This is a genomic window from Sporosarcina sp. OR05, assembly GCF_041414805.1.
Classification (GTDB): Bacteria; Bacillota; Bacilli; order Bacillales_A; family Planococcaceae; genus Sporosarcina; species Sporosarcina saromensis.
Genome location: NZ_JANKJL010000010.1, coordinates 1 through 25,370, shown reverse-complemented (window position 1 = coordinate 25,370; position 25,370 = coordinate 1). Strand labels below are relative to the sequence as shown.

Genomic DNA, 25,370 nt, shown 5'->3' with positions numbered 1-25,370 from the left:
TTTATGCCTCGTTCTGAAGAGTTTTGCCGCGTTTGAGGCATTTATGCTGTTTTTGCGGAGATTATGCGGCGTTTGGATTTCTAGTATCGCGGGGATCTGCTTTTTACTGTATGACTCCTGTCGCGCCTAATGGGGTTTGACAATTTAATGGGTTGGTTTTAGGGAATTGTGATTTGCCTGGGTTATGCTGCGTTTGGCGGAGTTATGCCGCATTTGAGGAGTTTATGCCGATTTCTGACGAGTTATGCCGCGTTTGCGAGAAGAATGCCGTGTTTGGAGAAGTTATGCGGTGTTTGGATTTCTTGTATCGCGGGGATTTTCTTTTTACTGTACGACACCAGTCGCGCCTAATGGGTTTTGACACTTTAACGGGTTTGTTTTAGGGGACTGTGATTTGCCTGGATTATGCGGCGTTCTGGGGGATTATGCGGCGTTTGAGGAGTTAATGCCGCGTTCTGACGAGTTATGCAGCGTTTGTGAGAAGAATGCCGTGTTTGGAGAAGTTATGCGGTGTTTGGATTTCTTGTATCGCGGGGATCTGCTTTTTACTGTAAGACTCCTGTCGCGCCTAATGGGTTTTGACACTTTACTGGTTTGGTTATAGGTAGGATTGCATTGTTAAAAGGCACTTTCTGTTCGGGTTTGAACAGAAAGTGCCTTTTGGTGTTTAGTGTGTGTTTAGTTCGTTTAGGAGGTCGCCGCGGATCCAGCCGAATTCGATGTGGTTGCCGGTTGCGTCTTTGAGGACGGCGTCTGCGTATACTTTGTACCAGATGTAGCCGTCTGAACCTTTTTGTTGTTCGACGATGGCGACTGGGTAGCCGCTTTGACCGCTGCGTCCTAGGTCTTTTGCTGCGAACGAGAATAGGAGCGTGTCGTATGAGACGAGTGGTGCTGTCCGGACGTTTAACGATGTGCTGACGTTTGTCATTGCTAGACGGTAACGCTGAATGTCTCTGCTGCCCATCGCTTTGTCTGTACGCCACATGTGGCCAGCGATTTTTGCGCCCCATGTTGGATCGGATGCGTAATGGACGTTGAAGCCTGATGTTTTATTGCCAGGTACTGCGCCTTTCGCATACGGTCGGCCTGGAATGCCGTAGTTTTTGTTCGCATATTCCAAGACGAAGGCTTCAACGCTTCGTTGTGGTGTTGCGTACATTTCACCGGCTTCCGGAGTGCTGTCGAATACTTTGATGCCGAATAAGTTGTTTTTCTTTTGTGCGTTTCCGCTCATGCCGAAGTCACTTTCGTGCATCGCTGTTGACAGGATGAACAATCCGTTGACACGGTGTTGGGCTTCCATTTCTTTAATGTATGCACCGAGTCCGATGAGCTTGGATTTGACCGTTGCGTTTGCGTATCTTGCTTGGCCGGTGTTTTGTTTTTCCGTCAAGATTTGCATGATGAATGCGTCAATTTCTTCCGTTGTGTAGGACGTTGTAGAACGGATTGATTGGAATTGGAAGTACGGGTAATGCGTACCCGCCACTTTTCCGTATCCGTCATAGAAATGGACGCCGTCTTTTGAATAATACCTTGTGCCGATCGTCATGAACGATGGAACTGGACCGATGCTGTACGCACCGTAACGATGTGTTAAATAGTTGTACGTGTAGTGCAGCAATTCGTTGTTGCTGTTTCCGATGTAGTAATCTTTGGATGATGAAATCGCGACGGGAACGAAGTCGATTTGACTATGTTTTACGTAGCCGACTGTGTCTGCGACTTGGACTTTCACGTAGTTTTCCGCGTATTCCAGTACGCCGATTTCACGTCCTGCTTCGATGTACGTCAATTGTGTGCCGAATGATGGGCTTGAGTAAATGACGGTGTTATTGCCGAGTGGCCCTTGGGCAAATGCCATGCCACTTTTAATGCGCAATAGTTCTTTGCCTTTGTAAATGCCTTCCGCTTTCGGATTGGCGTTTAATGCTTGCACCGCTTCAGCATACGTATTGTATTTTTTGTCGAGCAGTTTCATAGAACCGTTTTCAACGATTGAGAGCTGGAACTTCTCCGGATCTGCAATGGGTGGTTCTGGCTTTGTCGGTTCTTCAGGTTCTCCTGGATTTTCCGGTTCTACCGGTTTTTCGTGCGCTGTTTTGAAGGCTAGGAACCTACTAAGTACAGCAGCGACTTGGTCACGTTTTGAGATGCCAGCCGGATCAAATGTAATGATTTTACGTGTCGGATCGACATACGTTCCATTCATGATGCCAGCAGCGAAAACTTTCTTCGCAGCGCCAACTCCTTCTGCAGAAGCGAAGCTGTTTTGATCAGTCAGCAAGATTTCATCCGCCACCACTTCGATGTTCAAAAAGGTGATTGCTCTCGCTGTTGTGACAGCCATCTCTTCCCTTGTCATCAATTTCGTAGGCATGAATCGACCATCCAATGTCCCTTTCATAATGCCGCTTTTTTGGATGGCACCAATTTCGCCGGCAATGGCGGATGATGGATTCACATCTGTGAAGTTTGGTGTTTCTGCTTGCAGTTTTAGTGTTCGTGCTAGGAATGCGGCAAAGTCACCACGGTTAACGTCCGCTTTCGGATAGATTTTGCCGTCTGTAAATCCTTTGATAATACCGAGTGAAATCATTTCACGGACTTCTTTTTCCAATGTCAGTCCTGTCAGTTCATCTGCTGCTTTCGTCGTTGCTGGAGACAGCTGTATCAGCATCATGAGGATGACGAGCAGTGATGCGAGTTTGCGTTTCATGGTTTTCCCCCTATAAATAAGGCATTCTCTTTCTTCTACGTTGAATAATTTGATTCTACGTGTCTACTAGCATACTAATTATACGCTACTTGTAATTCAACTGTTGCTTTCTTCTCTCTACTTATCGGTCTCGTAGACGTTATTTTAATAAGCGCGATCATTCTGCTTGGATGGCGATTAATTTGCATCACTCGTTTCTACGTTTAGTGGGCTGATGATTTTTATGCTTTGCTAACTATTCAACAGTAGCGTTTTATCGGTCTCGTAGAATATCAATTCAGTCGACTGTTCACTTTGCGTGAATGGCACTGTAAACCGCTGCTGTGAAGTCCGCGCGTGTAACGCTTTTTGTGAATTCGTACGTTGGCGTTTGGAAGATGCCGGTTTTGTCGAAATGTTTGAGTGCTTGAATGGCGTTTTTTGCCCAATACGTCGGCGGAATGTCTGCGTAATCAGATGCGATTTGGACTTCCCCGCCTGCTTTCGCTTGCAGTTTAAATGCTCGGTCGACGATGACAGCCAGTTGTGTGCGTGTCAATGTATCTTGTAAACCGAAGTGTCCGTTCTCGTAGCCTCTTAAAATCCCTGCTTCGTTCATCGCCGCGATATGGACGGCAAACTGATGATTTTTATCGACATCCGCAAATACGACATCGGTTGTCGGTGTCAATTGCAGGACGCGGTTCAAGATTGCCGCTGCTTGCCCACGTGTAATCGTGTCTTCAGGTTTGAATTCATCGTTCGGGAAGCCGTTGATGATGCCTTGTCCGCTTAAAGCGGTAATTGCTTCGTGTGCGGGATGTTGTGTGTTGACGTCGACGAATGATTTCACGGGTTCCGTCGGCGTGCTATTGCCTAGTAACCGTTTTGCGCCGACGTATTTTGGCCCCCAGTACGGATGTCCGGCTAATTTGGCGACAGCGACTCCCCGCTTTTCGTTTTCAGCGGAGATGAACGTGTTGTCGCCTAAGTAGATCCCTGTATGCGAAATGCCCGGTTTGTATGTGTCTTTGAAAAATACTAAGTCGCCTCGTTGCAAGTTTTGTTGGTCTACTGGCGTGCCATAGTTAAATTGCCCTTCTGATGTACGCGGTAGCTTTTTGCCAAATTTGTCATACACATAGACGATAAAACCGGAACAGTCGAAGCCTTCTTCAGGTGTATTGCCCGCAAATTTGTATTTTGTTCCTTCGAAGCTTTTTGCGAAGTCTGCGACGCTTATTGCGGACGCTTTAGCCGGTAGTGTGCTGAACAAGGTCGCGATCACAAAAAACAACAGTACTGTTTGAAGTTTTTTCATGGGGGTGCATCCTCATTTCCGTAGGTTATTGCTTGAACGCGTCTTCTTGAACACGCGCGAGGAAGACGGCGAAGTCCGCGCGGTTCATGTAGTCGTTCGGTTTGAATGTTTTGTCGCTGTAGCCGGTCGTCACGTTCGCGGCGACGAGGGCGTTGATGGCGTTGTAGGCTGCCATGGACGGGTGACAATCAACGAAACGATTTTTCGTGTCGGCTTGTAGGGCGAACGCTTGGGCAATGAAGATCGCCATTTCACCACGTGTCACTTTTTGGTCCGGTTTGAAGGTGCCATCTTTGAATCCTGAAATGATTTTCGCTTCTTTTAGTTGCGCGATGTAGCTCGCTGCGAATGAAGAAGGTGAAACGTCTTTGAATGATGTTTTATTCGTCGTTTCGTTGTAGCCTAATGCACGTCCGATGATCGCTGCGGCTTCCGCTCGCGTAATTTGTTCGTACGGGCGCAATGTGCCATCGGGGAAGCCTTTAATTTGTTGCTTGTTTGTTAGGAAGCCGATCGGACCCGCAAACCGCTGGGTGTTGTTGACGTCTTTAAATGCCGGTTGTTGCAAGGATAAGTAGATTTTCTCGGTAAAGTTCGTGCCTTGCTCGGTTTTCGTTGTGACGCGTGCTTCAACCGTTCCTGCAACACCATACAGTGTCCACTGGCCTTTGTCCGTTTGGATGATGCCATTTCCTGTTACTGTAACTGCTTTTGGACCGGTGTATTGTAACGTCAGTTGGCCGGCTTGGCGATTTTGTGTGAATGAAATGGTGTTTTGGAAGGCTTGTTTGTATTCGACAAGTCCGTGTCCGAAAACGTCGTCTCTTCCTTTTGCCCCGAGATCTTTCGCTGAATGCGCGAGGAGTGCGCGCAATTCGACGTTCGTCATGTTCGGGAAACGTTCCTTATAGAGCGCAAGGACGCCGGTGACATGCGCGGCTGCCATCGATGTACCGGTTAGTTGTGTATAACCGTCCGCTTTGCCGTCTTCGAAATCCCATTTCATCGGGTATGTACTGAAGATTTTATGGCCAGGTGCAGCGATTTCGACTTCTTTTCCTGACGCGCTTCTTGGGAGCTTTGTCAGATCCGCTTTAACGGCGGAGACGGCGATGACGGAATCGTATTTTGCTGGATACATGACGACACCGCTCGCTTCATCACCATTGTTCCCTGCTGCTGCGACGATGAGGATGCCGCTGTCGTATGCACGTTTTAATGCTTGGCGTAGTGCAGGATCGTCTTTGTCGGTCGTGATGCTTAAGTTCAGGATGTCAATTTTGTTTTTAATGGCCCAATCAATGCCGTCGATGAGGCTCGTTGTCGTCCCGATGCCGAATGCGTTCAATGATTTGATGCTGTAAAGATCGACGGACGGTGCGATGCCGATGAGTCCGGTTTGATTGGCGAGTGCAGCGATGATGCCCGCAACGTGTGTACCGTGGCCGTTGTCATCGTCGTACGGTGTGCCGATTGCGCATTCAACTTCGATTGCACAGTAGCCGTCTTTCACTTTGATGTCACGGTGTTTGACATCGATTCCTGAGTCGAGTACGCCGACTTTCACGCCCTTCCCTGAATATGGGGATATCGTGTTCCGTGCGGTGTTAATGAGTGCACTGGAAGGGATGTCTTTTTCGCCTTCTTTTTTGTATTCGCTATCTCGTTGGATAATCGTGTTATTGAATGTTTGTTTGATAAGGTGTTGTTCGTCATCTGTTAATTGTGCCGAAATGATTTGGAATTCCGGGTACGTTTTTTGGATGGAGATCCCGTTTTCGTGCATGAATTTAATGAGTTCGGTTTGGTTTTCGCTGATGAGCAAGTACTTGTCTGTTTGTGCTGTTGCATGCGCTGGGAGCTGCATTGTAATGAGGAAAGCCATTACGAACGCAAATGCTCCGATGAATTTTTTCATTGCGGTCACCGTCCTGTTTGCAATTTACCTATAAAAGAAGCCCTCTAGAAAAGAGATTCCAGTAGGGCTGTTTGGCTATTACTTTTTAGAAGGTTTTGCATTGTATTTTGTGTAGTAAGGCATAACGTCATCGCGTCCTTCGAAGTGATACAAGTAGTCAAGTGAGCCAAGGTAGACGGCTTTTGCCATTGTTTCACGGTGTGAAGGAGATTTAATGTATGCTGCGTCTGTTTTATTGTCAATAAAGCCGACTTCAATCAATGTTGCTGGCATGGAGTTTTCACGTAGAACATGCAGTGATTTGCTTTGTACTTTACGGTTTGGTAAGTTCCATGCTTCGAGCATTCTGTTTTGGATGTATGTTGCAAGTGCTCTCGATTCTGTAACGTTCGCATTTCTTGCTGCAGAATAATAGTACGTTTCAAGCCCGGATGCTTTTCCGTTAAATGCATTGGCATGGACACTTATGAACATGTCTGCTTGCTGTTTTTTTGCGAAGCTTACGCGCTCCTGCAATTCAAGGAATACGTCTGTTTCTCTTGTTAGTTTAATATTGATCGGTGTGCCTTGGAAATATTTTTTTGCGCGTTTAGAAATATCTAATACGACATCTTTTTCACGCATGCCATTGCCTGCTGCACCTGGATCTTTTCCGCCATGGCCTGGGTCAAGGACAATTGTGATTTCGTTTAGTGGCTTCTTGCCGACGATAACATCTTCAATGACATCTATCGGGTCTTTAATGTTGCTAATGTGTGGCTGATCAGTTGTTAAGAAATTGCCGTGAATGAAACCGTAGTCGTTACCGATTTTTGTGTATACCCATTCGCCGACTTTGTATTGAACGTCAATCGGGTATCCTCTGAATAACTTTTTAGTGACCGAGTAGTTTGTTGAAGGGCCTGTACGCATGTTGAGTACATCGTCGTCCCCTACTTCAACGTACATTTCGGATGAAGCTAAGTCATTTGCTTTCACTCTGAATTCCGCGTTGACTGCTCTTGCTAGGAACACTGCGAAGTCTCCACGTTTCATGAGGTCTTCTGTTCCGAAGTTCCCATTGCCTGTCCCAGCGGAAATCCCTTTTGCGAGGAATTCTTGTGCTGCGGCGTGTGTCGTATCGGATTTATATCCGAATGCACGGCTGATGAGTAAGGCCATTTCTCCACGTTTTAATTGCTTGTCCGGCTTGTATGTATACGTGCCGTCTGCTTCTTTGTAACCGAAGATGATGCCGCGATTGACGGATTCTTCGATGTAACCGGATGCAAAGTGATCCATGTGTACATCAGAGAAGCGCGTTTCAACGGGCGTACCTGTTAATTGAATTGCTCGTCCAATCATAGCAGCTGCATGTGCTCGTGTCATCGGTGCATCTGGTTCATACCGGTTGAAAATATCCGCGGTTGTAATATTACCCTGTTCTAAATACGTAATCTCTTTGTAAGCTCTATGTGTAGATGTTATGTCCACAAATCCGGAAGCAGCTGAGGCAGGTTTGACCGTGAAAAGTTCGAATGAAAAAATCAATACGAACGACAACAGAAATAAAACACTTTTTTTCATTGAATAACTGTACTCCTTTGTGGAAAAATGTTTCTTTTAGTCTAGCATACCGCTTTACATATTAATATGTTTCATTCGTACTAATTTCAATTTTTTTGGGATTTCGTGTCTAAACGCGGTAGGAAGTGGGTAGTGGTTTTTGCGGGATTAGGTCATTTTTAGGTGATTGGTAATGGGAATTGGTGGTTTATTAATAAGAAAGACCTACACCTGTCGAATTGGTGTAGGTCTTTGTCGAATCGTCTTATTTTGTTTTGTAGCCGTTTTGTTGGACTGCTAGTGAGACGTCAATGATGCGTCCTTCTACTGTTGGAGCCAAGTCCGCTTTTAATGTTTTTACGTACTCGATGAAGTTTTCATAGTCTACGAAACCAGGTTCTGATACGCGACCTGCTTTGTACGCATTGCCGAGTGCTTCAAAACCGTCACCGCCTTTAGCAGTGAATGTGTTTGTTGCTACGAAATACGTTTTAGCGTTATCAAGATCGACGTATTTGTCGCCTTCAAGTACTTGTACGGATTGGACACGCTCACCTTTTGCTTTCGTGCTGTCGTACGTGAATTTCATGCCGGAAACGTGTAAGAATCCGCCGTTTTCTTTCAAACCTTTACCGCCTTCGATTGCGTCAGCCGCTACACCGTGTTCAAGGGTTTTCTTAATTTCTTCCCCAGTCAATTCCATGATTGCTAAAGCATTTCCGAAAGGCATGACTTTAAGAACGTCCCCTGTCGTAATGTCTCCTTCTTCGATGGATGTACGGATTCCACCACCATTTTGAATTGCGATGGACGTTTTAGCGTTAATAGATTTCGCTTTCCATAGCATTGCATCCGTCATGACGTTACCGAGGTTTGTTTCGTTGTGACGCACGCTGGACACACCAGAGTTTTCGGAGTCACGTTTTCCGTCAAGAAGGACTGTCGCTTTTACGCCGATGGATGCATTTTTAATTTCGTTCACTTTTTCTGTGTATGGTGCAAGTACTTTCGCTACGGCAGGATCTGCTTTCACTGTGAAGTCTTTTGAAGTCGGATCTGTGACGATTAACTCCCCTGCGTGTGCATAAATTTGACCTTTGGAGTTGAACTTGACGTCCAATGTGCCGAGTACTTTGCCGTATTCTTGTGCTTGAACGATGATTGTTGGCGCTGCTGTTGTGCCGTTAATGACTTCAGGTGCTTTAATTTTCGAGTGTGTATGGCCGCCGACGATGATGTCGATGCCTTTCACTTTTTCCGCGAGTTCTTTGTCATTGTCCCAGACGAGTGAATCGTCGAACCCGATATGTGTGACGGCAATGATTTTGTTAATGCCTTTGTCTTCAAATGCTTTGACCGTCGCTTGCGCACGCTCAATATACTTCTCAAATTCAACTTTTCCAGTGCTCGCGATGGATGGTGTTTCTTCCGTCGTCAAGCCGAAGACGCCGACTTTTTGACCGTTGACATCCATGACGACGCCGTCATAAATATGTCCGTCTTTATGGTTTTCAGTAACGCCGCGCGTTTGCATGCCTTTGAACAGCTCGTCCTTCGAGAAGTCAATGTTTGCGCCGAGCATCGGGAATTTCGCCGCTTTAATGAACTCTTGTAGCTTCTGGTGCCCTTCTTTAGAGCTGCCTAGGTCAAATTCATGGTTTCCGAATGTCATTGCGTCAAATTTCAATTCGTTCATCATTGCCACATCTGCTTTACCGTAGAATGCGTTAAAGTACAGATCCCCAGAGAACGCATCCCCTGCATGAAGAAGGAGGTTGTTTTTATGTTGAGCACGTAGTTCTTTAACGACTGTCGAAATGTACGGGAATGGCTCCAGGTAACCGTGATGGTCGTTCATATGCATGACCATTAAGTCGATGAAGCCAAGATTTTCTTGTGAACGGAAGAGGAATAGCGCGATTTCGCCGCGTGTTACGTGGTCATACGCACCGAATTTCGTGTCATCCTTCCCTTGTGTAATGCCTGCTTTGACGAGTGCTTCGACGTATTTCGAGAAGTTCGAGTTGACGTCTTTGAATTTTGTCGTTTTCACTTTGTCGTCGATGGCAAGGTTTGCAGCGTTTGCAAGCACCTTCGCCATTTGGTTACGTGTTAACAATTCATCTGAACCGAATTCAGTGGCGTTCAAGCCGTCGATGATGCCTGCTTCAACGAGAGCGTTAACCGCCCATTTTGCACGTGCCGGCACGTCTTTGAATCCAGCGTCTTTGTATGTTTTATTTTTATCGAATCCAAGTGCGTTGGCAATTAATACCGCTGCGTCAGCACGTTTAATGGAATCGGTTGTCCCGAAAACATCTTTGTTATACCCCTTTGTGATGTCGTGTTGGACAAGAAAATCAACCGCTGTTGCGTAGGATTTGGAGACGTCCTTGAATCCTGTCGTCGTTGCCGTGTCAGCAGACGCTGCAGGCACCATGACTGCTGCCGCTACAGCTGAAGCGACTACTGATGTTGCAAGAAATTTTTTGCTTTGATTAAACTTGTACAAATTTCTTCCCCCTTTGAATCGATTTGGTGAGTCATTCTTATTCTACCATCTTAGTGAGAGAGCTTCCAAGAGATTTAGTGGAATATACGAAATCTTAACAGTTTTGTTTTGGTTTTTTGGGGGGTGCGGCGGTTATGCGGCGTTTGGCGGAGTTATGCCGCGTTTGGCTGAGGTTATGCCGCGTTTGAGGCGATTATGCGGTGTTTGGGGAGATTATGCGGTGTTTGGGGGATTTATGCGGCGTTTGACGAATTTATGCGGCAAATGGATTGGGGGTTGGTTGTTTCGCGGGGAGTTTTGTGGGGCGGATGATCTGTGTCGCGCTGAATGGGTTTTGACAAATTATAGGGGTATTTTGAGGGATTTGGATTGTAGGAGGTTATGCGGAATTTGGCGGCGGTTATGCCGCGTTTGGCGAAGTTATGCCGCGTTTGAGGCGATTATGCGGTGTTTGGGGAGATTATGCTGTGTTCGGGGGATTTATGCGGCGTTTGACGAATTTATGAGGCGAATGGATTGGGGGTTGGTTGTTTCGCGGGGGATTTTGAGTGGACGATGAGTTTTGTCGCGCTGAATGGGTTTTGACAAATAATAGGGTTGGTTTAGAGGGGGTTGTGTGGTGTGAGCGGTTATGCCGCGTTTGAGGCGTTTTTGTGGTGTTTGGGGAATTTATGCTGTGTTTAATTTTTAGGGGTCGGACTCGCTGCTTTGAGCGAGTCCGGGTTGTTGTTTAGTTTGTTGAGAAGAGGTGGACCCAGTAGGTGGTGCCGGTTGGGTCGGTTGCGTAGCCGGATCCGATGTTTTTGAATTTGGGTTGGAGAATGTTTGCGCGGTGTCCGGGTGATTGCATCCATCCGTCGACGACTGTGTCAGGTGATTTGTAGCCTTTTGCGATGTTTTCGCCGTATGATGTCCAGTTGTAGTTGAAGTGGTCGAGCATGTTCCCTACAGATCCGTATGTAGGTGAAACGTGCGCAAAGTAGTTTTTGGTTGCCATATCTTCGGCTTTCTTTTTGGCGATTGCAGATAGGTTTTTGTCGTGCTGTAATGTTGCTAGATTTTGTTGTTGACGGTTTTTATTGACCAAATTAATTGTTTGGTCGCTCACTGTTTGTGCTGACTCGGTGTTCGGTGGTGCTGGGATTGAGTAGGTTTTATCGATGTAACGCTTTTGTGTTGCATCATAGTAGATTTCACCGGTTTGCAGCTTTGCTTGGAATTCGTTTGCACGTTGGATGAAGGCAGCCATTTGCACTCGAGTGACGGGTTCATTTGGAAGAAATGAAGTGCCCTCTTTTGTTTTTGTGATGCCTACTTCCGCGATTGCTGTGATGTAGGGATGGAAGCCGTATGATTTCGGGACGTCTTTGAATTGGATGAGGTCGTTGTCATCGAGCGTGATGTTGTATGCGCGTGCGATGATTTTGGCCATTTGCCCCCTTGTTAATGAGTCATTTGGTTTGAAGGCTGTTCCATTATGGAAAATCTCTCGTTGTGTAAGTGCTTGTATGTGGTTGTAGAATGTATTTGTTTTGACAACGTCTTTGAAGGACGGTGTGAAGTCGGCTGTTGGTTTTGCTTGGATGGCGAGCGCGACGATTTTCGCTGATTGGGCGCGGGTAATTAATTCATTCGGTTCGTAGTTGCCGTTCGCGTACCCGTTGATGATGCCTTTATTGGACATTTTATTGATTGCATCGTATGCCCAGTGGCTTTGCGGGACGTCTTTGAATGTTGCAGCTTGTACGGGTTGGATGACTGCTGTGAGAAATAACATTAGGGTAAGGATGGCTGTTGCGATGGTTTTATTCATAAAGAAACTCTCCTTTGTTAGAAATGGATCTCTTATTTCTAAACATCGGAGAGTTTTGTAGTTGTTTTTACAGGGCGATAGTTGTCATTTTACTTGGGCTGTTTTGAGTTTTCGTTTTTTCCATAGGTCTTCCGCCGCTCCTGAGCCGAGGATGACACCGATGATGATGAGTAGGAAGCCGATGAGATGGCGTCCTGTGATGATTTCGCCTAGGAAGAGGGCTGAGCCTGTTAGTGAAAAGAGCGTGTTTAGGTTCATGAAGATGGCGGCTTTAGCTGGACCGACTTTTCCTAGTGAGTAGTTGTAGAGCATGTGTCCGACGGCTGTTCCGATGATGCCGCTTGCTGCGAATGCTGCCCAGAATGTTGGCGGAACAGTAGCGAATTTTGCAATTTCACCGGGTTCCTGAATGAAGCTGATGACGATGAGCAGGAGGCTGCCTGTTGTTAACATGTACGCGGTGAGTAGCCTTGGGTCAAGCGTTCTTGCTGCCTTCGCGATTACCAAAAACGAGAGCACTTGGGCAAGGATCGATAGGAATACGAATGTGTCGCCGAGTTTGAGGCCGTTGAGTCCTTCTCCGCCTGCGAGGACGACGGAGCCGATGCCGATGAAGCCTGCGATTGCGCCGAGCCATTGGATTTTGGTTGGGTAGTTGCGCAGGATGAGTGCTGTGAATATGGCGGTTAGGACGGGGCCTGTTCCGAGTATGAGTCCGGCGTTTGTGCCGGTTGTTCTAAAGAGTCCCATGTTGAGGAAGTAGTGGTGCATGACGACGTTGAGTGCTGCGCCGCCGATGATGTATGGCCATTCTTGTTTGGTTGGCAGGCGTACGAGTTTGAATGTGCTCAGGATGATGAAGACGGCGATTCCTGCGGTGAGGATGCGGAATGCGGTCATTGTGACGGGGTCCATGATGGTGAGCATGTATTTGAGTAGGGGGAGGTTGAGTCCCCAGATGAGCATTGTGGTTGTGAGGAGTGCGTATAGTTTCCACATGGATTGTGCGCCTTCTTTCTGTTGTTTGTGGGATTTAGTTTAGCATAGATTTTTGGTTTTTTGGGGGTTTTGCTGGGATTTGAGGCGGTTATGCGGTGTTTGGTGGAGTTATGCGGCGATTCGCGAGGTTATGCGGCGTTTGGCAGAGTTATGCCGCGTTCTGTGAAAGTATGCGGCGTTTGCGGGAATTATGCCGCGTTTCGCGAGGTTATGCGGCGTTTGGAGGAATTTATGCCGCGTTTCGAGAGGTTATGCGGAGTTTGGAGGAAGGTTGCTGCGTTTGAGGAATTTTTGCGGTGTGCGGGAAAGAGTTTTTCTGTTTCGTGGAGGTTCCTGAGTGATGGAGGTTACTTGTCGCGCCTTATGGGTTTTGACAAATTAATGGCTTCGTTTAATGGTCATTTGGAATAAAATATTCTGTTGAACTAGAACAGGTAATGGCTTATAACGGCATAAAATATACGTTGTACGATAGGATTGGGGGAATTATGTATGAAATTTTATTCTCCACTAACAAGAATGTTTGTTCGCTACAATTAACATAGAATGGTATAATAAAATTTACAGCGACATAGTTGGATGGAAGGTTGGCACTCCCGTGAAAGGGGGTGATAAAATGGGGACATACTAGGCTATAAGTGTATTAATTCAGTTTTTTGTAGCTATTGCTACTGCTGTCACAACTGTAGTAGCAATTATTGTATTGTTTACCACTAGAAACAAATAACCCCATCCAATACACTGGCCAAAGTGGGATGGGGTTACTTTATGCTCTACTAGCCAACCGCACTTCTTGCGGATGTTCGCTGTAATTGACTGAGCGTTGTCCGACGCTCGGTCTTTTTTAGTATATGTTAAGTGTAGCATATTTATAGTGTTATCTCATTTTTATTACCTTTTAGTCATCCGTGTTGAGTTATGGACGAGTACGCAAAGTTCCGCGAAAGGTTTCTGAGTGTTGAAGTTTTGTGTCGCGCCTGATGGGTTTTGACAAATTAAGGGCTTGTTTGAGATGGATGGATTGGTTGGCGTTATGCGGTGTTTGGAGGAAGTTTGCTGCGTTTGCAGAGGTTATGCGGTGTTTGAAGGAAATATGCCGCGTTTTTGGGAGTAATGCGGTGTTTGGATGATCATTGATATTGATTAGAAAAGCGGGGCTGTTGGCCCCGCTTTTGGTTTAGAATTTGAAGGCTTTTCGCTGGATGGCGAGGGAGCCGATGATGTAGGCGATTAGGGAGAGTACGATTGGTACGGTTACGGTGTGTACTCCGAGTAAATTGCCGTTTGTTGTGTTGTAGAAGTGGATCGCGATGTAGCTGGCGATGCCGGTGAGCATGCTGAGTATAGCGCCGTATTTGTTGCCGTATTTCCAGTAGAGGCCTAGGACGATTGGCCAGATGAAGGCGGCTTCAAGTCCTCCGAATGCGAATAGGTTCAAGAAAATGAGTAGGTCGGGTGGCTGCAGGGCTAGGAGGAAGACGATGATTCCTAGGAGGCCTGTGATTCCGATACTCAGTTGTTTTACTTGTTTTTCGGGTGCTTCAGGTTTGATGAAGTTCAGGTATACGTCTTTGACGATGGCTGAGCTTACTAGTAATAAAAGCGAGTCCACGGTTGACATGATTGCTGCCATAGGTGCCGCGAGCACTATGCCCGCTAGCCACGGGGGCAATACTTCCAACGCGATTAACGGAATGACCTTATCCCCTACCTCGATGCCCGGCATGACGGGGCGGGCGAAGACGCCGATGAGGTGCATGTTGAGCATGATGAAGCCGGTGACGATTGTGCCGATGACGAGTGCCCGGTGCATGGCGCGTGAGCTTTTGTAGCTCATGGCACGGATGGCCATTTGTGGGAGTCCGACGACGCCGACGCCGACGAGTATCCAGAATGAGGATATGTAGGCGGGTGTGAGGGTGCCTTCTGCTCCGTATGGTGTGACGAGTCTCGGGTTTTCGTTGAGTAAGTCTTGCATGATGGCCGGGATTCCCCCGCCGGCAATGATGACGCCGATGAGGAGAATGAGTGTTCCGACGACCATGATGGCTCCTTGGACGGCGTCTGTGAGTGCGACTGCGCGAAATCCGCCGATGGTCACGTAGACGAGGACGGAGATGGCGAAGATGAAGAGCGCCGATGTGTATTGGAGGCCGGTTAGCGATTCGATGAGCCGTGCGCCGCCGACCCATTGTGCGGTCATGGCGGAAAATAGGAAGATGATGATGGCTAGGGCTGATAGAATCGCGACGGCCGAGCTATTATAGCGGGCTTTTAGAAAGTCGATCATCGTGACGGCGTTGTATTTTCGTGCTAGGATAGCGAATTTTTTTCCTAGGATGAGCAAGACGAAGTAACCGGTGACGACTTGGCTCATAGCAAGCAGGATCCATCCGAAACCGACTGTGTAGGCGGTTCCGGGGCCTCCGAGGAAGCTGGATGCGCTGCCGTATGTGGCGACCATTGTCATGGCGAGGACGAAGCCGCCGAGTTCGCGTCCGCCAAGGAAGTATTCTTGGAGGAATCCGCCATTTGTGCTCATTTGTTTGGACGCGATGAAGCCGATGGCGAAGATCGCGATCAGGAAGATGATGAGCGGGATGATGACTTGGCTATTCATAGTTTCGGTGAATCCTCCTTTGGCTGGGTTTCGGTAGGCTCTGCGTCGAGCGGGATTTCTTTTAGAAAGTATTTTGTGATGACGATGACGAGTGCGGACATCAGGATGAAGCCGATGACGCAGCTGTAGAAAAACCAGTTGGGCAGGCCGAATGTGTATGTGTATTCTTCGGGTGGGCGGTTGCCGAGTCCGTAGGCGAATCCGAACCACCAGATGAAGTTGAAGATGGCGAGTGCAATGCCGATTTTTGCTTCGTGGTGAGCGATTTTGAAGCGCGGATCGGGTTTGTAGGTGTTTTTTTGTTGGTCGGCTTGCATGGTAGATGCTCCTTTCTTTTTTTGTTGGTTGAGTGATTTTGTTTTCTTGGGTTGATTATACAGGATTTTTATTGGTTATGCGGGGGTTTTTGGGATTATGCGGTGTTTGGCTGGAGTTATGCGGTAGTTCGTGGAGTTATGCGGCGTTTTGCGGGAGTATGCCGTGTTTGGAAGAAGTATGCGGTTTTTGAGGGAGTTTTGCCGCGTTTGGCAGAGTTATGCTGAGTTTTGGAGAGGTATGCGGGGATTGTTGGGTTCGCGGGGTGCTTGTTGTGCTTTGGAATAGTGGTCGCGAATGGATGCACTTGATCATCAAGGGGTTGGGTTGAGGTGGATTGCTGGAGTTCGGGTGGTTATGCGGCTTTTGGAAGAAGTATGCCGCGTTTAGCGGGATTATGCGGAGTTTGGGAGAAGTATGCGGCGTTTGAGGGAGTTTTGCCGCGTTTGGCAGAGTTATGCTGAGTTCTGGAGAGGTATTCGGGGATTGTTGGGTTCGCGGGGTGTTTGTTGTGCTTTGGCGTAGTGGTCGCGAATGGATGCACTTAACCATCAAGGGGTTGGCTGGAGGCGGATTGCTGGAGTTTGGGTGGTTATGCCGCGTTTGGTGGGATTATGCGGTGTTTTGGAGAAGTATGCGGTGTTTTGGAGAAGTATGCGGCGTTTGGCTGGAGTATGCCGCGTTCTCCGAAATTATGCGGCGTTTGGCAGAGTTATGCTGAGTTCTGGAGAGGTATTCGGGGGTTGTGAAGTGAAAGACCGCTTGAGGGCGAGTTTGCTACTTGCTTTCAAGCGGTCTTTTTCATGGATGGTTGATTTTGCTAGTTGGTTGTTTATTTTGGGTAGTAGTCCATTACGATTTCGTCTTCGAGCATTTCGTCCGTGACTATGAAGCCGACTTTTTTGTAGAATTCGATGGCTCCTGGGTTTTCGGGCCAGACGGATAGGCGGATGCGTTCGCAGTTGGCTTTCTCGGAAAGCATGTCGATGGCTGCTTGCATTGCGTGTTTGCCGTAGCCTTTTCCTTGGAATTGCTCGCCAATCATGAAGCGTGGAATCCAATAGCGATCGTATGGTTCATTGTCGGGAATGTCCTCTATTGCGAGTAGGCCGATGACGGTTCTGTCGTGACAGATTGCATACGGTGTAAAGTTTGGATCGACGTATGCCCATGCGATGGTGTTGACGTTTTTTGCGACGAATTCTTGTTGGGATTCTCCTACGTTTAGCTGAACGCAGTCTCTAATGTTTTGTTGTGTGACTTTTTCTAGTGTGATGTTCAATTGCATCCCCCTCTTCAAGCTGTTTATTCGACGGGAATTGGTGACTTCCCTTCTTTTCGTAAAATATAGTGGGCCGCCCGTTTTTCACCTCGAAGCTGCAGATTGGATTTGGCGAGCAATGTTTGAGCAACGTGGCGGCTTGGTAGCTGTAGGAAATAGCGAAGTTGCCGATTCGTGATTTGCGGGTTGATGAGCATGAACCACTCTTTTATTGTTTGCTCATGTTCGCTTTTACTTGTGTGGCCGCACTGCTTGCAATTCCACTTCCTCTTTTCCCAACGCATTCCGATTTTATTGCATGCTGGACAAAAGACGCCCGTTGAGATGTCTTGAGGATTTATGTTGTAAATCTTCAGTAGCGGGAATGGGTTGTAGGTTTTGTGTTGGTTATTGAATTTCATTGCCAAGTGCTGTATTGCGGGTTTGTCAAGGATGTGTTCGGTGATCGGTTGTGCAGCTAGGTAGTCGGCGGCTTCGTAAGTAAATAAAATTTTCACTGGGAGCTGCGAGTTTTCGAAGGCGAGTTCGTTGGTGTGTGTGAAGATGATGAGGCTTTCGATGGGGATCTGGATGTTGTGTTGGGCGAGCCAATTCTTCAAATATTTTGTTTTTCGCTGGACTTCTTCGATTGGGTTTTTCAGTACTTTTCGGTCACCGTTTCGATAGACTTTGATGAATTGGGTTGGATTTTCGGTAATGACTGTTTTGTTGGCGAAGTTTTTCACTTCAATGATGGTGATGGCGCTCGGTGTGATTAGCAGTGAGTCGATTTGAAAATAGTTTCCGTTGGTGTGCAAGTAGAGATCGTGCAACAGTGCGTATGGATAGTCGGGTTCGAAGTCGAGCATGGCTTTGTCAAATTCGAGTTCCCCTTTGTATCCTGCTTCGCAGTTGTATAGTTCTTTTTGTACGGCATGCTTTTTTTCGTGGTGGTTGGGAAGTCGCTTGTCCAAGGCGATTAACCCTTGTAAGTCGTTTGGCATTGTTCGGTTTTTGTATAGCATTTTTTCACCTCTTGTTTAGTGTAGCTTGCTTTGTTCGGGATGGGAATGGTTTGGTGCAAGTTCTTATTTTGGTGTAAAAAGACACAATTTGATGTGATTGGTTGATGTTATGCGTTTTTCGGGGTGTTTATGCGTTGTTTTGGCGGGATTTTTGAGGAGCAATTTTGGAAAATGAGTTGGGTGGAGGGTGATATGCGGCGTTGTTGAGAAGTATGCTGCGTTTGAGGCGGCTTTGCTGTGTTTGGTGGAGTTATGCGGCGTTTTGAAGGAGTTTGCCGCGTTTGAGGCGTTTATGCGGCGATTGACGGAGTTATGCGGCGTTCTTAGTTTTTATGAGGTTTTCTTTTTTCGCGGGTGGATTTTTTGGGGGATGGATTTTGTCGCGCTTAATGCTTTTGACAAATTCAGGGGTTGGTTGGCGGGGATTTGTAGTTTTGAGGTTATGCGGTGTTTGAGGGAGTTTTGCGGCGTTTTGAAGGAGTTTGCCGTGTTTGAGGTGGTTTTGCGCCGTTTGGTGGAGTTATGCGGTGTTTGGAGAAAGTTTGCCGTGTTTGAGGGAGTTATGCGGCGGTCTTTGTTTTTATGAGGTTTTCTTTTTCCGCGGGTGGATTTTTGAGGGCGGATGGATTTTGTCGCGCTGAATGCTTTTTACAAATTAAGGGGTTAATTGACGGAGATTTTTAGTTTTGAGGTTATGCTTGTTTGAGGCGGTTTTGCTGCGTTTGGCGGAGTTATGCGGTGTTTGGAGGAAGTTTGCCGTGTTTGAGGGAGTTATGCGGCGTTCTTTGTTTTTATGAGGTTTTCTTTTTCCGCGGGTGGATTTTTGAGGGGGATGGATTTTGTCGCGCTTAATGCTTTTGACAAATTAAGGGGTTGGTTGGCGGGGATTTGTAGTTTTGAGGTTATGCGGTGTTTATGGGTTTTTGTGGATACTTGAATTGGGATGGGAATAACCGCCTGATTTTTGTTCAGGCGGTTATTGTGCAGTATTGGTAGATGGCGGCGGTGGCTAGGCAGTCGCCGATTGCGTCGTGTGCGTCGTGTTCGAGTTGTAGGTAGTTGGCAAGTGTGCCTAGTTTATGATTGGGTGTTTCGGTGATGGTTTTGCGTGCTAGTTTGACAGTATCGATGACTGTGTATTGTGGGATTGAGATGCCTTCATGGTTATTGAGGGCATATAGAAAACCCATGTCAAAGGGAGCGTTATGCGCTACGATGGGTAAATGATCTATGAATTCGATGAGTTCGTGTATTTTATTTTCAATTGTTGGTGCCCATTGAACCATTTCATTTGAGATGCCGGTAAGTCGCGTAATTTTGTGTGGTATGTGACGTTCCGGGTTGATAAACGTGCTAAAGATTTCGGTTTGTTGGTGATCGATGTACTTGAGTGCTCCAATTTGAATGATTCGGTCTGCACCAGCTCGGAATCCAGTCGTTTCAAAATCGAGCACGACGTAATTACGAACGGATTTCGTCGTTGTTTTATAGTTTCTTTGTTGGGTAGCTCTTCGTGCGCTCCAGTTTTGGATGTTCTGCTTATGCTGTAATAGTTCGGACGCTTTTTTGCTCATCTTCGAGGCACATCCTTTTCCGATTCAATGATTTTTCATCTATTTCTCTATTACACGATTCTATCTTTTATAAACTAGGCGATGCAAGAGGTTTTGTGAAAAGTTCAACAGGAGAATGGCTATCCTTTTAAATAATTAAGGGATTTTTTAGCTTGTCATCAATGAAACCGCGTGAGGCACTATCCGTACAGTGCATCACGCGGCTCTTAATAATGTTTAGTCGTTAATAACAACGAAGCTGCCTGGTTGTTTTGTTTCAAATTCGAGATTGCCTTTTTTGTATTTGGCTTTTAGTTTTTTGTTCGTTGAAAGATCCAGTACGGCTACTTTTTTGGAACTTACTTTCGTTGTGTCGATTGGTAGTGTAATTTCGATTTCTTCGTCAAGTTTGTTGAGAGCTTGTTTCGTATCTCCTGTGCCTTTATAGAAGGCGAGTGTGAAGATGTCGGAGATGGCGTTTTTGATTTCACTACCGTCTGCTTGGCTGATGACGATGGTGAGGTCGCCTTTTGTTTGTTTGCGTAGTTCTTCGATTGCGTCGTCTTCAAATGTGAAGGTTGCACCAGCGATTTGGAGGACAACGTCTTTCTCGGATTTCTCGATTTTTTTCAGTAGTGCTTGTTCGATGACGATGTGTTTTTCATCGGTAAATTCGGTGATGTCGATGATGATTTGTTTTGCTTTTTTGTTGTTCAAGTATTGCGCGATGCTTTCTTCTGTGACAGTGATTGTGTCCGGCCCTGCTGGTGCTTGGACGGTAACGTTGACTGTTGCGGTGAAGTCCGCGTATTTGACGGTGATTTGTGTTGTGCCTTGTTGCTGGCCAGTGACGATGCCCCGTGTTACGGAGGCGATTGTCGGGTCAGCTACTGTGTAGGATGCTTGTTCAGAGACATCCGTAATTGTTGTGCTGCCGTCGATGTGCTCTGTTGTCGCAACGACAGTAAGGTTGTCCTCTTGCCCTACTTCCAGTGTGAGTTCGTTTTTATTAATTGCATAGGTTACGGTTTCTTGCGCAGGTTGCTTCACTTCCAAGTAGACGAGTGTTATGTCGCCATTTGGGAGTGTAACCCGAACTTGGGTTTTGCCTGGTGCGTGTGCTGTGACTAGTCCTTTTTGAACCGTTGCAAGTGTGTTATTGACGACGTTGAAACGCGTTTGTGCAGTTGCGTCTCTTTCGGTTGTTTCACCTTCAGGAGTGACCGTTGTTTCGGTGACGCGAAGTTGCTCCTGCTGGCCGACTTCCATTGTCAATTCCTTTTTGTTCAGTGTGTATGTGACGACATCTTGTGGGACGTCCTCCACTGTCAAGTAGACGTATAGTGTTTCTTTGTCTGGAATTGTGATGCGCACTTGTGATTGGCCAGGTGCTACTGCTGTGACGAGACCTTTTTTGACAGTTGCGACAGTGTTATCGATCACTTTGTAGCTCGCAAAGCCGGTAATGTCTTTTTCTGTTACGTCCCCTTCAGGTGTGACGGTTGTTTCTGTCACGTACAGTTGTTCTTGTTGACCGACACCGATGTTGAGGTGTGTTTTATTGACAGAATATGTGACCGTGTTTTGCGGAAGGTCTTTCACTTCCAAATAGACGTACATTGGGTCGCGATTCGGAATCAAAATACGCACTTGGGTTTTGCCTGCTTGTTTTGCTGTGACGAGTCCTTTGTGGACCGTTGCGTACGTGTTGTTGACGACGTTGTAGCGAAGGTGTCCTGTGACGTCCTTTTCGCTTACTGTGCCGTCCGGTTTTACAGTTGTTTCAGTGACGTAAAGTTGTTCTTGTTGGCCAACGCCTAGGACCATTTGCGTTTTGTTCACTGTATACGTGACGGTTTCTTCGCCGGTTGGTTGTTCTGTTACTTCAACCGTTACGGCAGCGGTGAAATCGTTGTATGTGACAGTGATTTCGGTTGTTCCGGCTGCGACTGCAGTGACGGTGCCGTTTTGGACGGTTGCGACCGTTTCGTCAGCTGATGTGAAGGTTGCGTTTGCTGTGACGTCTTTGTCCGTTGTTGTGCCGTCCGGTTTTGTTGTTGTTTCTGTTAGTGTCAGTTGTGCTGTGTCGCCAGTTTGCAGGGCGAGTGCTTGTTCGTTTAGTGTGTACGTGATTTGGTCGTCCACTTGGTCGCCAGCGTTGTAGATGACGGCTTCGGCTTTATTGCCAGCTGCGTCTTCGTACATGACGATGACGGTGTGATTGGCTTTGTCCAGATTCGGCAGTTCGAATGTGTATGTGCCGTCTTGTGCTAACGTAACTGGACCGGATGCAACGACTTCTTCTCCGTTTTTCACTTCGTATGTTGCGTGTAGTTTCGTGTTAATGTCGTAGCCCAAGTTGTAGTTGACGAGTTCTTGTTGGTAGATGATGTAGGCGTCATCGATTGCGCCTGTTGCTGTTGTGCCTTCGATTGTTCCTGTGACAGTACCTGCTGTCGATTTGACGACGACTGGCCCGACGTAGTCACCGATGACTGGTGGGTTGCCGGATACGGTTTGGCCAGAGAAATCAATTGTATAGAGGCCGTCAGGAATTGTTGTTGCGCCTGTTCCATCCCACGGGTTGTATTGGCCGCGGATTGGTAGCTGGTAGGAACCTGCACCTAAGCTCGAACCTGCATGCAAGTAGCCGATGTAGCCGTCTTCATACGTACCGCCTGTCGGGTTCATGATGTCCCAGATTTCGACGAAGTTAAGACCGACGTCACCTGTGATGGTGAAATAAAGCATTGCTTCGTCTTTCACGCCGTCACCGTTGAAGCTAAGGTCTGTTTCCGTGATGGACATGTCTTTTACTTCAGCTGCTGCTTCCCCGCCGAAATCAGCTGCGAAAGGTAACGATGCGACGGTGCTGCCACCTGTGATGTGGATGTAGCCGAGCATTTCATCGCCAGGTTTTGCGTTCGTGTTGGCGGATGCTGTGAGCGTGACGTTGAGCAGTTGTTCGCCTGCTAGTGTGAACGTCGGTTTGTCGATGGTGACGGTTGCATCCGCGAACCCTTTTGTCACTTCGACGGTTGCGTTGTATGTGCCGCCATTGCCGTTCTCGTTTTTGACGAGGATCTGCTTGTTGACAGAGATCGCTTGTTTAAGTGATTGTGGGCCGAATGTGACGGTCCCTTTTAGGTTTTCGACTGTTTCACCGTCGTTGTTTGCCGTGTCCATGCTGTACGCAAGGATTTCCGGGTGTGCAGCTTGGTAGGCTTGTACGCGGCCGGCTCCTTGTGCGAATACGTCGTACTTGCTAGTGTCCAAGACTTTTGCTGTGTTGGACAGGGCAACTTTGACGTCAAAGGCGTTCCATGTCGGATTCGCTTGCTTGACTAATGCCGCGATTCCCGCAATGTGAGGTGTAGCCATGGAAGTACCTGTTTTGCGCGTGTAGGCGTGTTCGTAGGTTGCTTCCGGGAAGTCTGCTTTGTACATCGGAATTGCTGACATGATGTTGGTGCCGGGTGCTGTGACGTCGGGTTTGATGTCGAAGTTCGGTGTGGATGGGCCACGGGAACTTGAGTTGTTGACGTCGTCGCCGGTTGTGAGTGTGTTGTCAAAGTTGCTGAATGTGATGGTGCCTTCTGCTTGTGTTAATGCCGCTCGGATTGCGTCTCCGTCGGTTTGGGACATGTCGAATGTCGGGATGAATTCGAATGCGTCACCGAGGAATGTGCCGGACGGGCCTGGTGCGTTTGAGCCGCCTGCAAAGTTGTGGACGATGACTGCGACTGCTCCGTTATCTTTTGCAGCTGCGATTTTGTCGACAAATGGGATTTCGCCGCGGGAGACGAGTGCGACTTTTCCATTGACGTCGAGTCCTGCGTAGTCGGATGATTTTCCTACGCCTGGGACTGCGATGAGGCTATATTCGCCGTTCAGTTGTGTGGCAAGGTCTTGGCCAAATGTTGTGCCCATCAGGTTCAGTGTTTTGGAGAGGTTGTAGTCTCCGATTGTGATGGCTGCGTCACCGAAATAGCGTGCTTCCGGATTTGTTGTGTTACCGACTGCGATGCCGAGGCGGGATGTGGCGGGTGTGCCCATTGTGCCGCGGTTCGGGCCTGAGTTTCCTGTTGCGATTACTGAGATTGTGCCTGCGAGCATGGCGTTGTTAATGGCGAATGATGCGCCGTCCGTTTCGGAGTTTGCGCCACCGCCGAGTGATAGGTTGATGACGTCAATGCCTTCGATGACGGCTGTGTCGATTGCTTTGATGATGCCGGATGTGGAGCCGCTGCCGTATGCGCCGAGTACGCGGTATGCGTAGAGGTCGATTTTTGGTGCGATTCCTTTGATGCCGTATTCGTTGTTGCCGATTGCGGCGATGGTTCCTGCTACGTGTGTGCCGTGTGATGTGTAGAAGGAGCTGCCGCGTTCGTTGAATTCAGGGCGGTGATCCGGTCGATCGAGTGGTGATGTTTCGGATGCGTCGTCCGCTGCTCGTGGGCGAGCGTAGTCCGTTCCTGTGTGTGGGACGAAGTTTTTGCCGCCTTTGTAGATGCCTTGGAATTCAGGGTGATCCGGGTCGATGCCTGTGTCGAGGACGGCGACTTTGATGCCTTGTCCTTCGTAGCCTTCTGCCCATAGTGCTTCGATGCCTAGGAAGCCGATGCTTGTGTCCATGGCTGGTGTTGCTTGTTTATTTGGTGCTTTCTCTTGAAGTTTATTGTCTGATGGAGTTGGTTTTTTCAAGTTTGTTTTGGCTGGTTTGCTTGTTTCAAATGCTGTGACGGTTGTGTCGGGTTCGATCAGCGTGACGCCTGAGACTTCGAGTAGTTTTTCGAGGTCGTCGGCTTTGATAGTGCCTGACATGCCGTTAAGTACTGTGTCGTATGTGTAGCCTTCGTTGAATTTTATGCCTTTGGTGACCATTTCTTTTTTGGCACGGATTTGTTGGTTTTTGACTTTTTGTTTGGTTTGTTTTTCTTCCGTGGCGCTAAATGGTTTGCCGTTGAGTTTTTTGATGCCTTTTTCGAGTGCTACCGAGCGTTCAGAGAAGTGGATGATGACTGGGATTTGTTCGTTCCCTGAAAGTTTTTGGAGTTGCTCGTGTAGTGTTGCTTCGCCGCCGATTAGGTTGAGTTGTTCGGCGATGACGGCTTTTTGTTGCAGTGTGCTTTCGTCAGAGAGTTTGTCTTTGAAAGCTTTGGTGTTGTGTGCTGTTTCGCTCGTTTGTGTGCCGCTTGGCAGGTCCGTGTTGGCGGATGCTGCAAATGGTGTGGCGAGTGAGAGCACGAGTATGAATGCTAGTAGTGCGCTTAGCATTTTCGTGAAATTTTGTTTCTTCACAGTACCATTTCCCCCTTGTGAGTTTAGTAGTGTTCTCTCACAACATAGCATAGCGAAAGTAGATTGAAAATAGCGATTGTTGTTGCACTATGCGATATTTCAGAAAAATCGTTCGAAGGTGTTGGTTTTTTTAGTGTGCTGGTAGTTCGTTGGTGGGAGGAATTTTGTGGCATTTGTGAGGATGCTACTAGTGGTTGGGTTTGGTGGTGTTTTTGCGGGCGTTATGCGGCGTTTGGCGGGATTATGCGGTGTTACAGGGAATTATGCGATGTTTTGGGATAGTTTGCGGAGTTTGAGGAAGTTATGCCGCGTTTGGGCATTTTATGCGGTTTTCTTTGTCCGCGGGTGGAGTTCTGTTGGCAGGATTGATGGTCGCGCTGAATGCTTTTGACTAATTAAGGGGTTGGTTAGAGGGAGTGGCGTTATGCGGCATTTGGCGCGGTTATGCGGCGTTTCAGGGAATTATGCGGTGTTTTGGGAAAGTTT

The 25,370-nt window shown here is 47.5% G+C and carries 14 protein-coding genes; 1 reads left to right on the top strand and 13 read right to left on the bottom strand.

Annotated elements, in window-relative coordinates; genetic code table 11:
• Positions 1-667: 667 nt before the first annotated feature.
• The 11 genes from NRI27_RS13500 to NRI27_RS13450 all read right to left on the bottom strand — a co-directional run bounded on the left by NRI27_RS13500 (position 668) and on the right by NRI27_RS13450 (position 18,030).
• Positions 668-2,722, bottom strand: coding sequence for an S-layer homology domain-containing protein (locus NRI27_RS13500; RefSeq protein WP_371391183.1), 2,055 nt, complete (start codon positions 2,720-2,722; stop codon positions 668-670).
• A 289-nt stretch (positions 2,723-3,011) separates the two neighbouring features.
• Complete coding sequence (locus NRI27_RS13495) at positions 3,012-4,022, bottom strand: C40 family peptidase (RefSeq protein WP_371391182.1); 1,011 nt, start codon at positions 4,020-4,022, stop codon at positions 3,012-3,014.
• Between the two features lie 25 nt (positions 4,023-4,047).
• Positions 4,048-5,940 carry a S8 family peptidase gene (locus tag NRI27_RS13490; protein ID WP_371391181.1) on the bottom strand — a complete coding sequence of 631 codons (1,893 nt, stop codon included), beginning with the start codon at positions 5,938-5,940 and terminating at the stop codon, positions 4,048-4,050.
• 78 nt (positions 5,941-6,018) lie between these two features.
• Positions 6,019-7,506 (bottom strand): N-acetylmuramoyl-L-alanine amidase, encoded by a 1,488-nt coding sequence (locus NRI27_RS13485; RefSeq protein ID WP_371391180.1) that lies wholly within the window; start codon positions 7,504-7,506, stop codon positions 6,019-6,021.
• A 244-nt stretch (positions 7,507-7,750) separates the two neighbouring features.
• Positions 7,751-9,997, bottom strand: coding sequence for a 5'-nucleotidase C-terminal domain-containing protein (locus NRI27_RS13480; protein WP_371391178.1), 2,247 nt, complete (start codon positions 9,995-9,997; stop codon positions 7,751-7,753).
• Positions 9,998-10,727: 730 nt separating this feature from the next.
• On the bottom strand, positions 10,728-11,810 hold the full coding sequence (locus NRI27_RS13475) for a CAP and S-layer homology domain-containing protein (RefSeq protein ID WP_371391177.1): 1,083 nt from the start codon (positions 11,808-11,810) through the stop codon (positions 10,728-10,730).
• Positions 11,811-11,894: 84 nt separating this feature from the next.
• Positions 11,895-12,809 carry a DMT family transporter gene (locus tag NRI27_RS13470; protein ID WP_371391176.1) on the bottom strand — a complete coding sequence of 305 codons (915 nt, stop codon included), beginning with the start codon at positions 12,807-12,809 and terminating at the stop codon, positions 11,895-11,897.
• 1,177 nt (positions 12,810-13,986) lie between these two features.
• Positions 13,987-15,429, bottom strand: coding sequence for a sodium/pantothenate symporter (gene panF, locus NRI27_RS13465; RefSeq protein ID WP_371391175.1), 1,443 nt, complete (start codon positions 15,427-15,429; stop codon positions 13,987-13,989).
• Entirely contained in the window at positions 15,426-15,746 is a 321-nt protein-coding gene (locus tag NRI27_RS13460; protein ID WP_371391174.1) for a YhdT family protein, read from the bottom strand. The genes panF and NRI27_RS13460 overlap by 4 nt, the downstream gene beginning before the upstream one ends.
• Positions 15,747-16,576: 830 nt before the next feature.
• Positions 16,577-17,026 carry a GNAT family N-acetyltransferase gene (locus tag NRI27_RS13455; protein WP_371391173.1) on the bottom strand — a complete coding sequence of 150 codons (450 nt, stop codon included), beginning with the start codon at positions 17,024-17,026 and terminating at the stop codon, positions 16,577-16,579.
• A gap of 23 nt (positions 17,027-17,049) precedes the next feature.
• Positions 17,050-18,030 carry a nuclease-related domain-containing protein gene (locus NRI27_RS13450; RefSeq protein ID WP_371391172.1) on the bottom strand — a complete coding sequence of 327 codons (981 nt, stop codon included), beginning with the start codon at positions 18,028-18,030 and terminating at the stop codon, positions 17,050-17,052.
• 187 nt (positions 18,031-18,217) lie between these two features.
• Between NRI27_RS13450 and NRI27_RS13445 the strand changes: the two genes are divergently transcribed.
• Positions 18,218-18,616: a hypothetical protein gene (locus NRI27_RS13445; RefSeq protein WP_371391171.1), complete on the top strand. Its 399-nt coding sequence runs from the start codon at positions 18,218-18,220 to the stop codon at positions 18,614-18,616.
• Positions 18,617-18,998: 382 nt separating this feature from the next.
• Here the strand turns inward: NRI27_RS13445 and NRI27_RS13440 are convergent, their stop codons facing one another.
• Both NRI27_RS13440 and NRI27_RS13435 read right to left on the bottom strand, forming a co-directional pair.
• Positions 18,999-19,604: a 3'-5' exonuclease gene (locus NRI27_RS13440; protein WP_371391170.1), complete on the bottom strand. Its 606-nt coding sequence runs from the start codon at positions 19,602-19,604 to the stop codon at positions 18,999-19,001.
• Between the two features lie 216 nt (positions 19,605-19,820).
• Positions 19,821-24,884 (bottom strand): S8 family serine peptidase, encoded by a 5,064-nt coding sequence (locus tag NRI27_RS13435; RefSeq protein ID WP_371391169.1) that lies wholly within the window; start codon positions 24,882-24,884, stop codon positions 19,821-19,823.
• Positions 24,885-25,370: the final 486 nt, after the last annotated feature.

What these genes read in the sequence shown, in the direction of transcription:
- NRI27_RS13500 (WP_371391183.1), bottom strand. Translation starts at nt 2,722, where the DNA reads ATGAAACGCAAACTCGCATCACTGCTCGTCATCCTCATGATGCTGATA.
- NRI27_RS13495 (WP_371391182.1), bottom strand. Translation starts at nt 4,022, where the DNA reads ATGAAAAAACTTCAAACAGTACTGTTGTTTTTTGTGATCGCGACCTTG.
- NRI27_RS13490 (WP_371391181.1), bottom strand. Translation starts at nt 5,940, where the DNA reads ATGAAAAAATTCATCGGAGCATTTGCGTTCGTAATGGCTTTCCTCATT.
- NRI27_RS13485 (WP_371391180.1), bottom strand. Translation starts at nt 7,506, where the DNA reads ATGAAAAAAAGTGTTTTATTTCTGTTGTCGTTCGTATTGATTTTTTCA.
- NRI27_RS13475 (WP_371391177.1), bottom strand. Translation starts at nt 11,810, where the DNA reads ATGAATAAAACCATCGCAACAGCCATCCTTACCCTAATGTTATTTCTC.
- NRI27_RS13470 (WP_371391176.1), bottom strand. Translation starts at nt 12,809, where the DNA reads ATGTGGAAACTATACGCACTCCTCACAACCACAATGCTCATCTGGGGA.
- panF (WP_371391175.1), bottom strand. Translation starts at nt 15,429, where the DNA reads ATGAATAGCCAAGTCATCATCCCGCTCATCATCTTCCTGATCGCGATC.
- NRI27_RS13460 (WP_371391174.1), bottom strand. Translation starts at nt 15,746, where the DNA reads ATGCAAGCCGACCAACAAAAAAACACCTACAAACCCGATCCGCGCTTC.
- NRI27_RS13450 (WP_371391172.1), bottom strand. Translation starts at nt 18,030, where the DNA reads ATGCTATACAAAAACCGAACAATGCCAAACGACTTACAAGGGTTAATC.
- NRI27_RS13440 (WP_371391170.1), bottom strand. Translation starts at nt 19,604, where the DNA reads ATGAGCAAAAAAGCGTCCGAACTATTACAGCATAAGCAGAACATCCAA.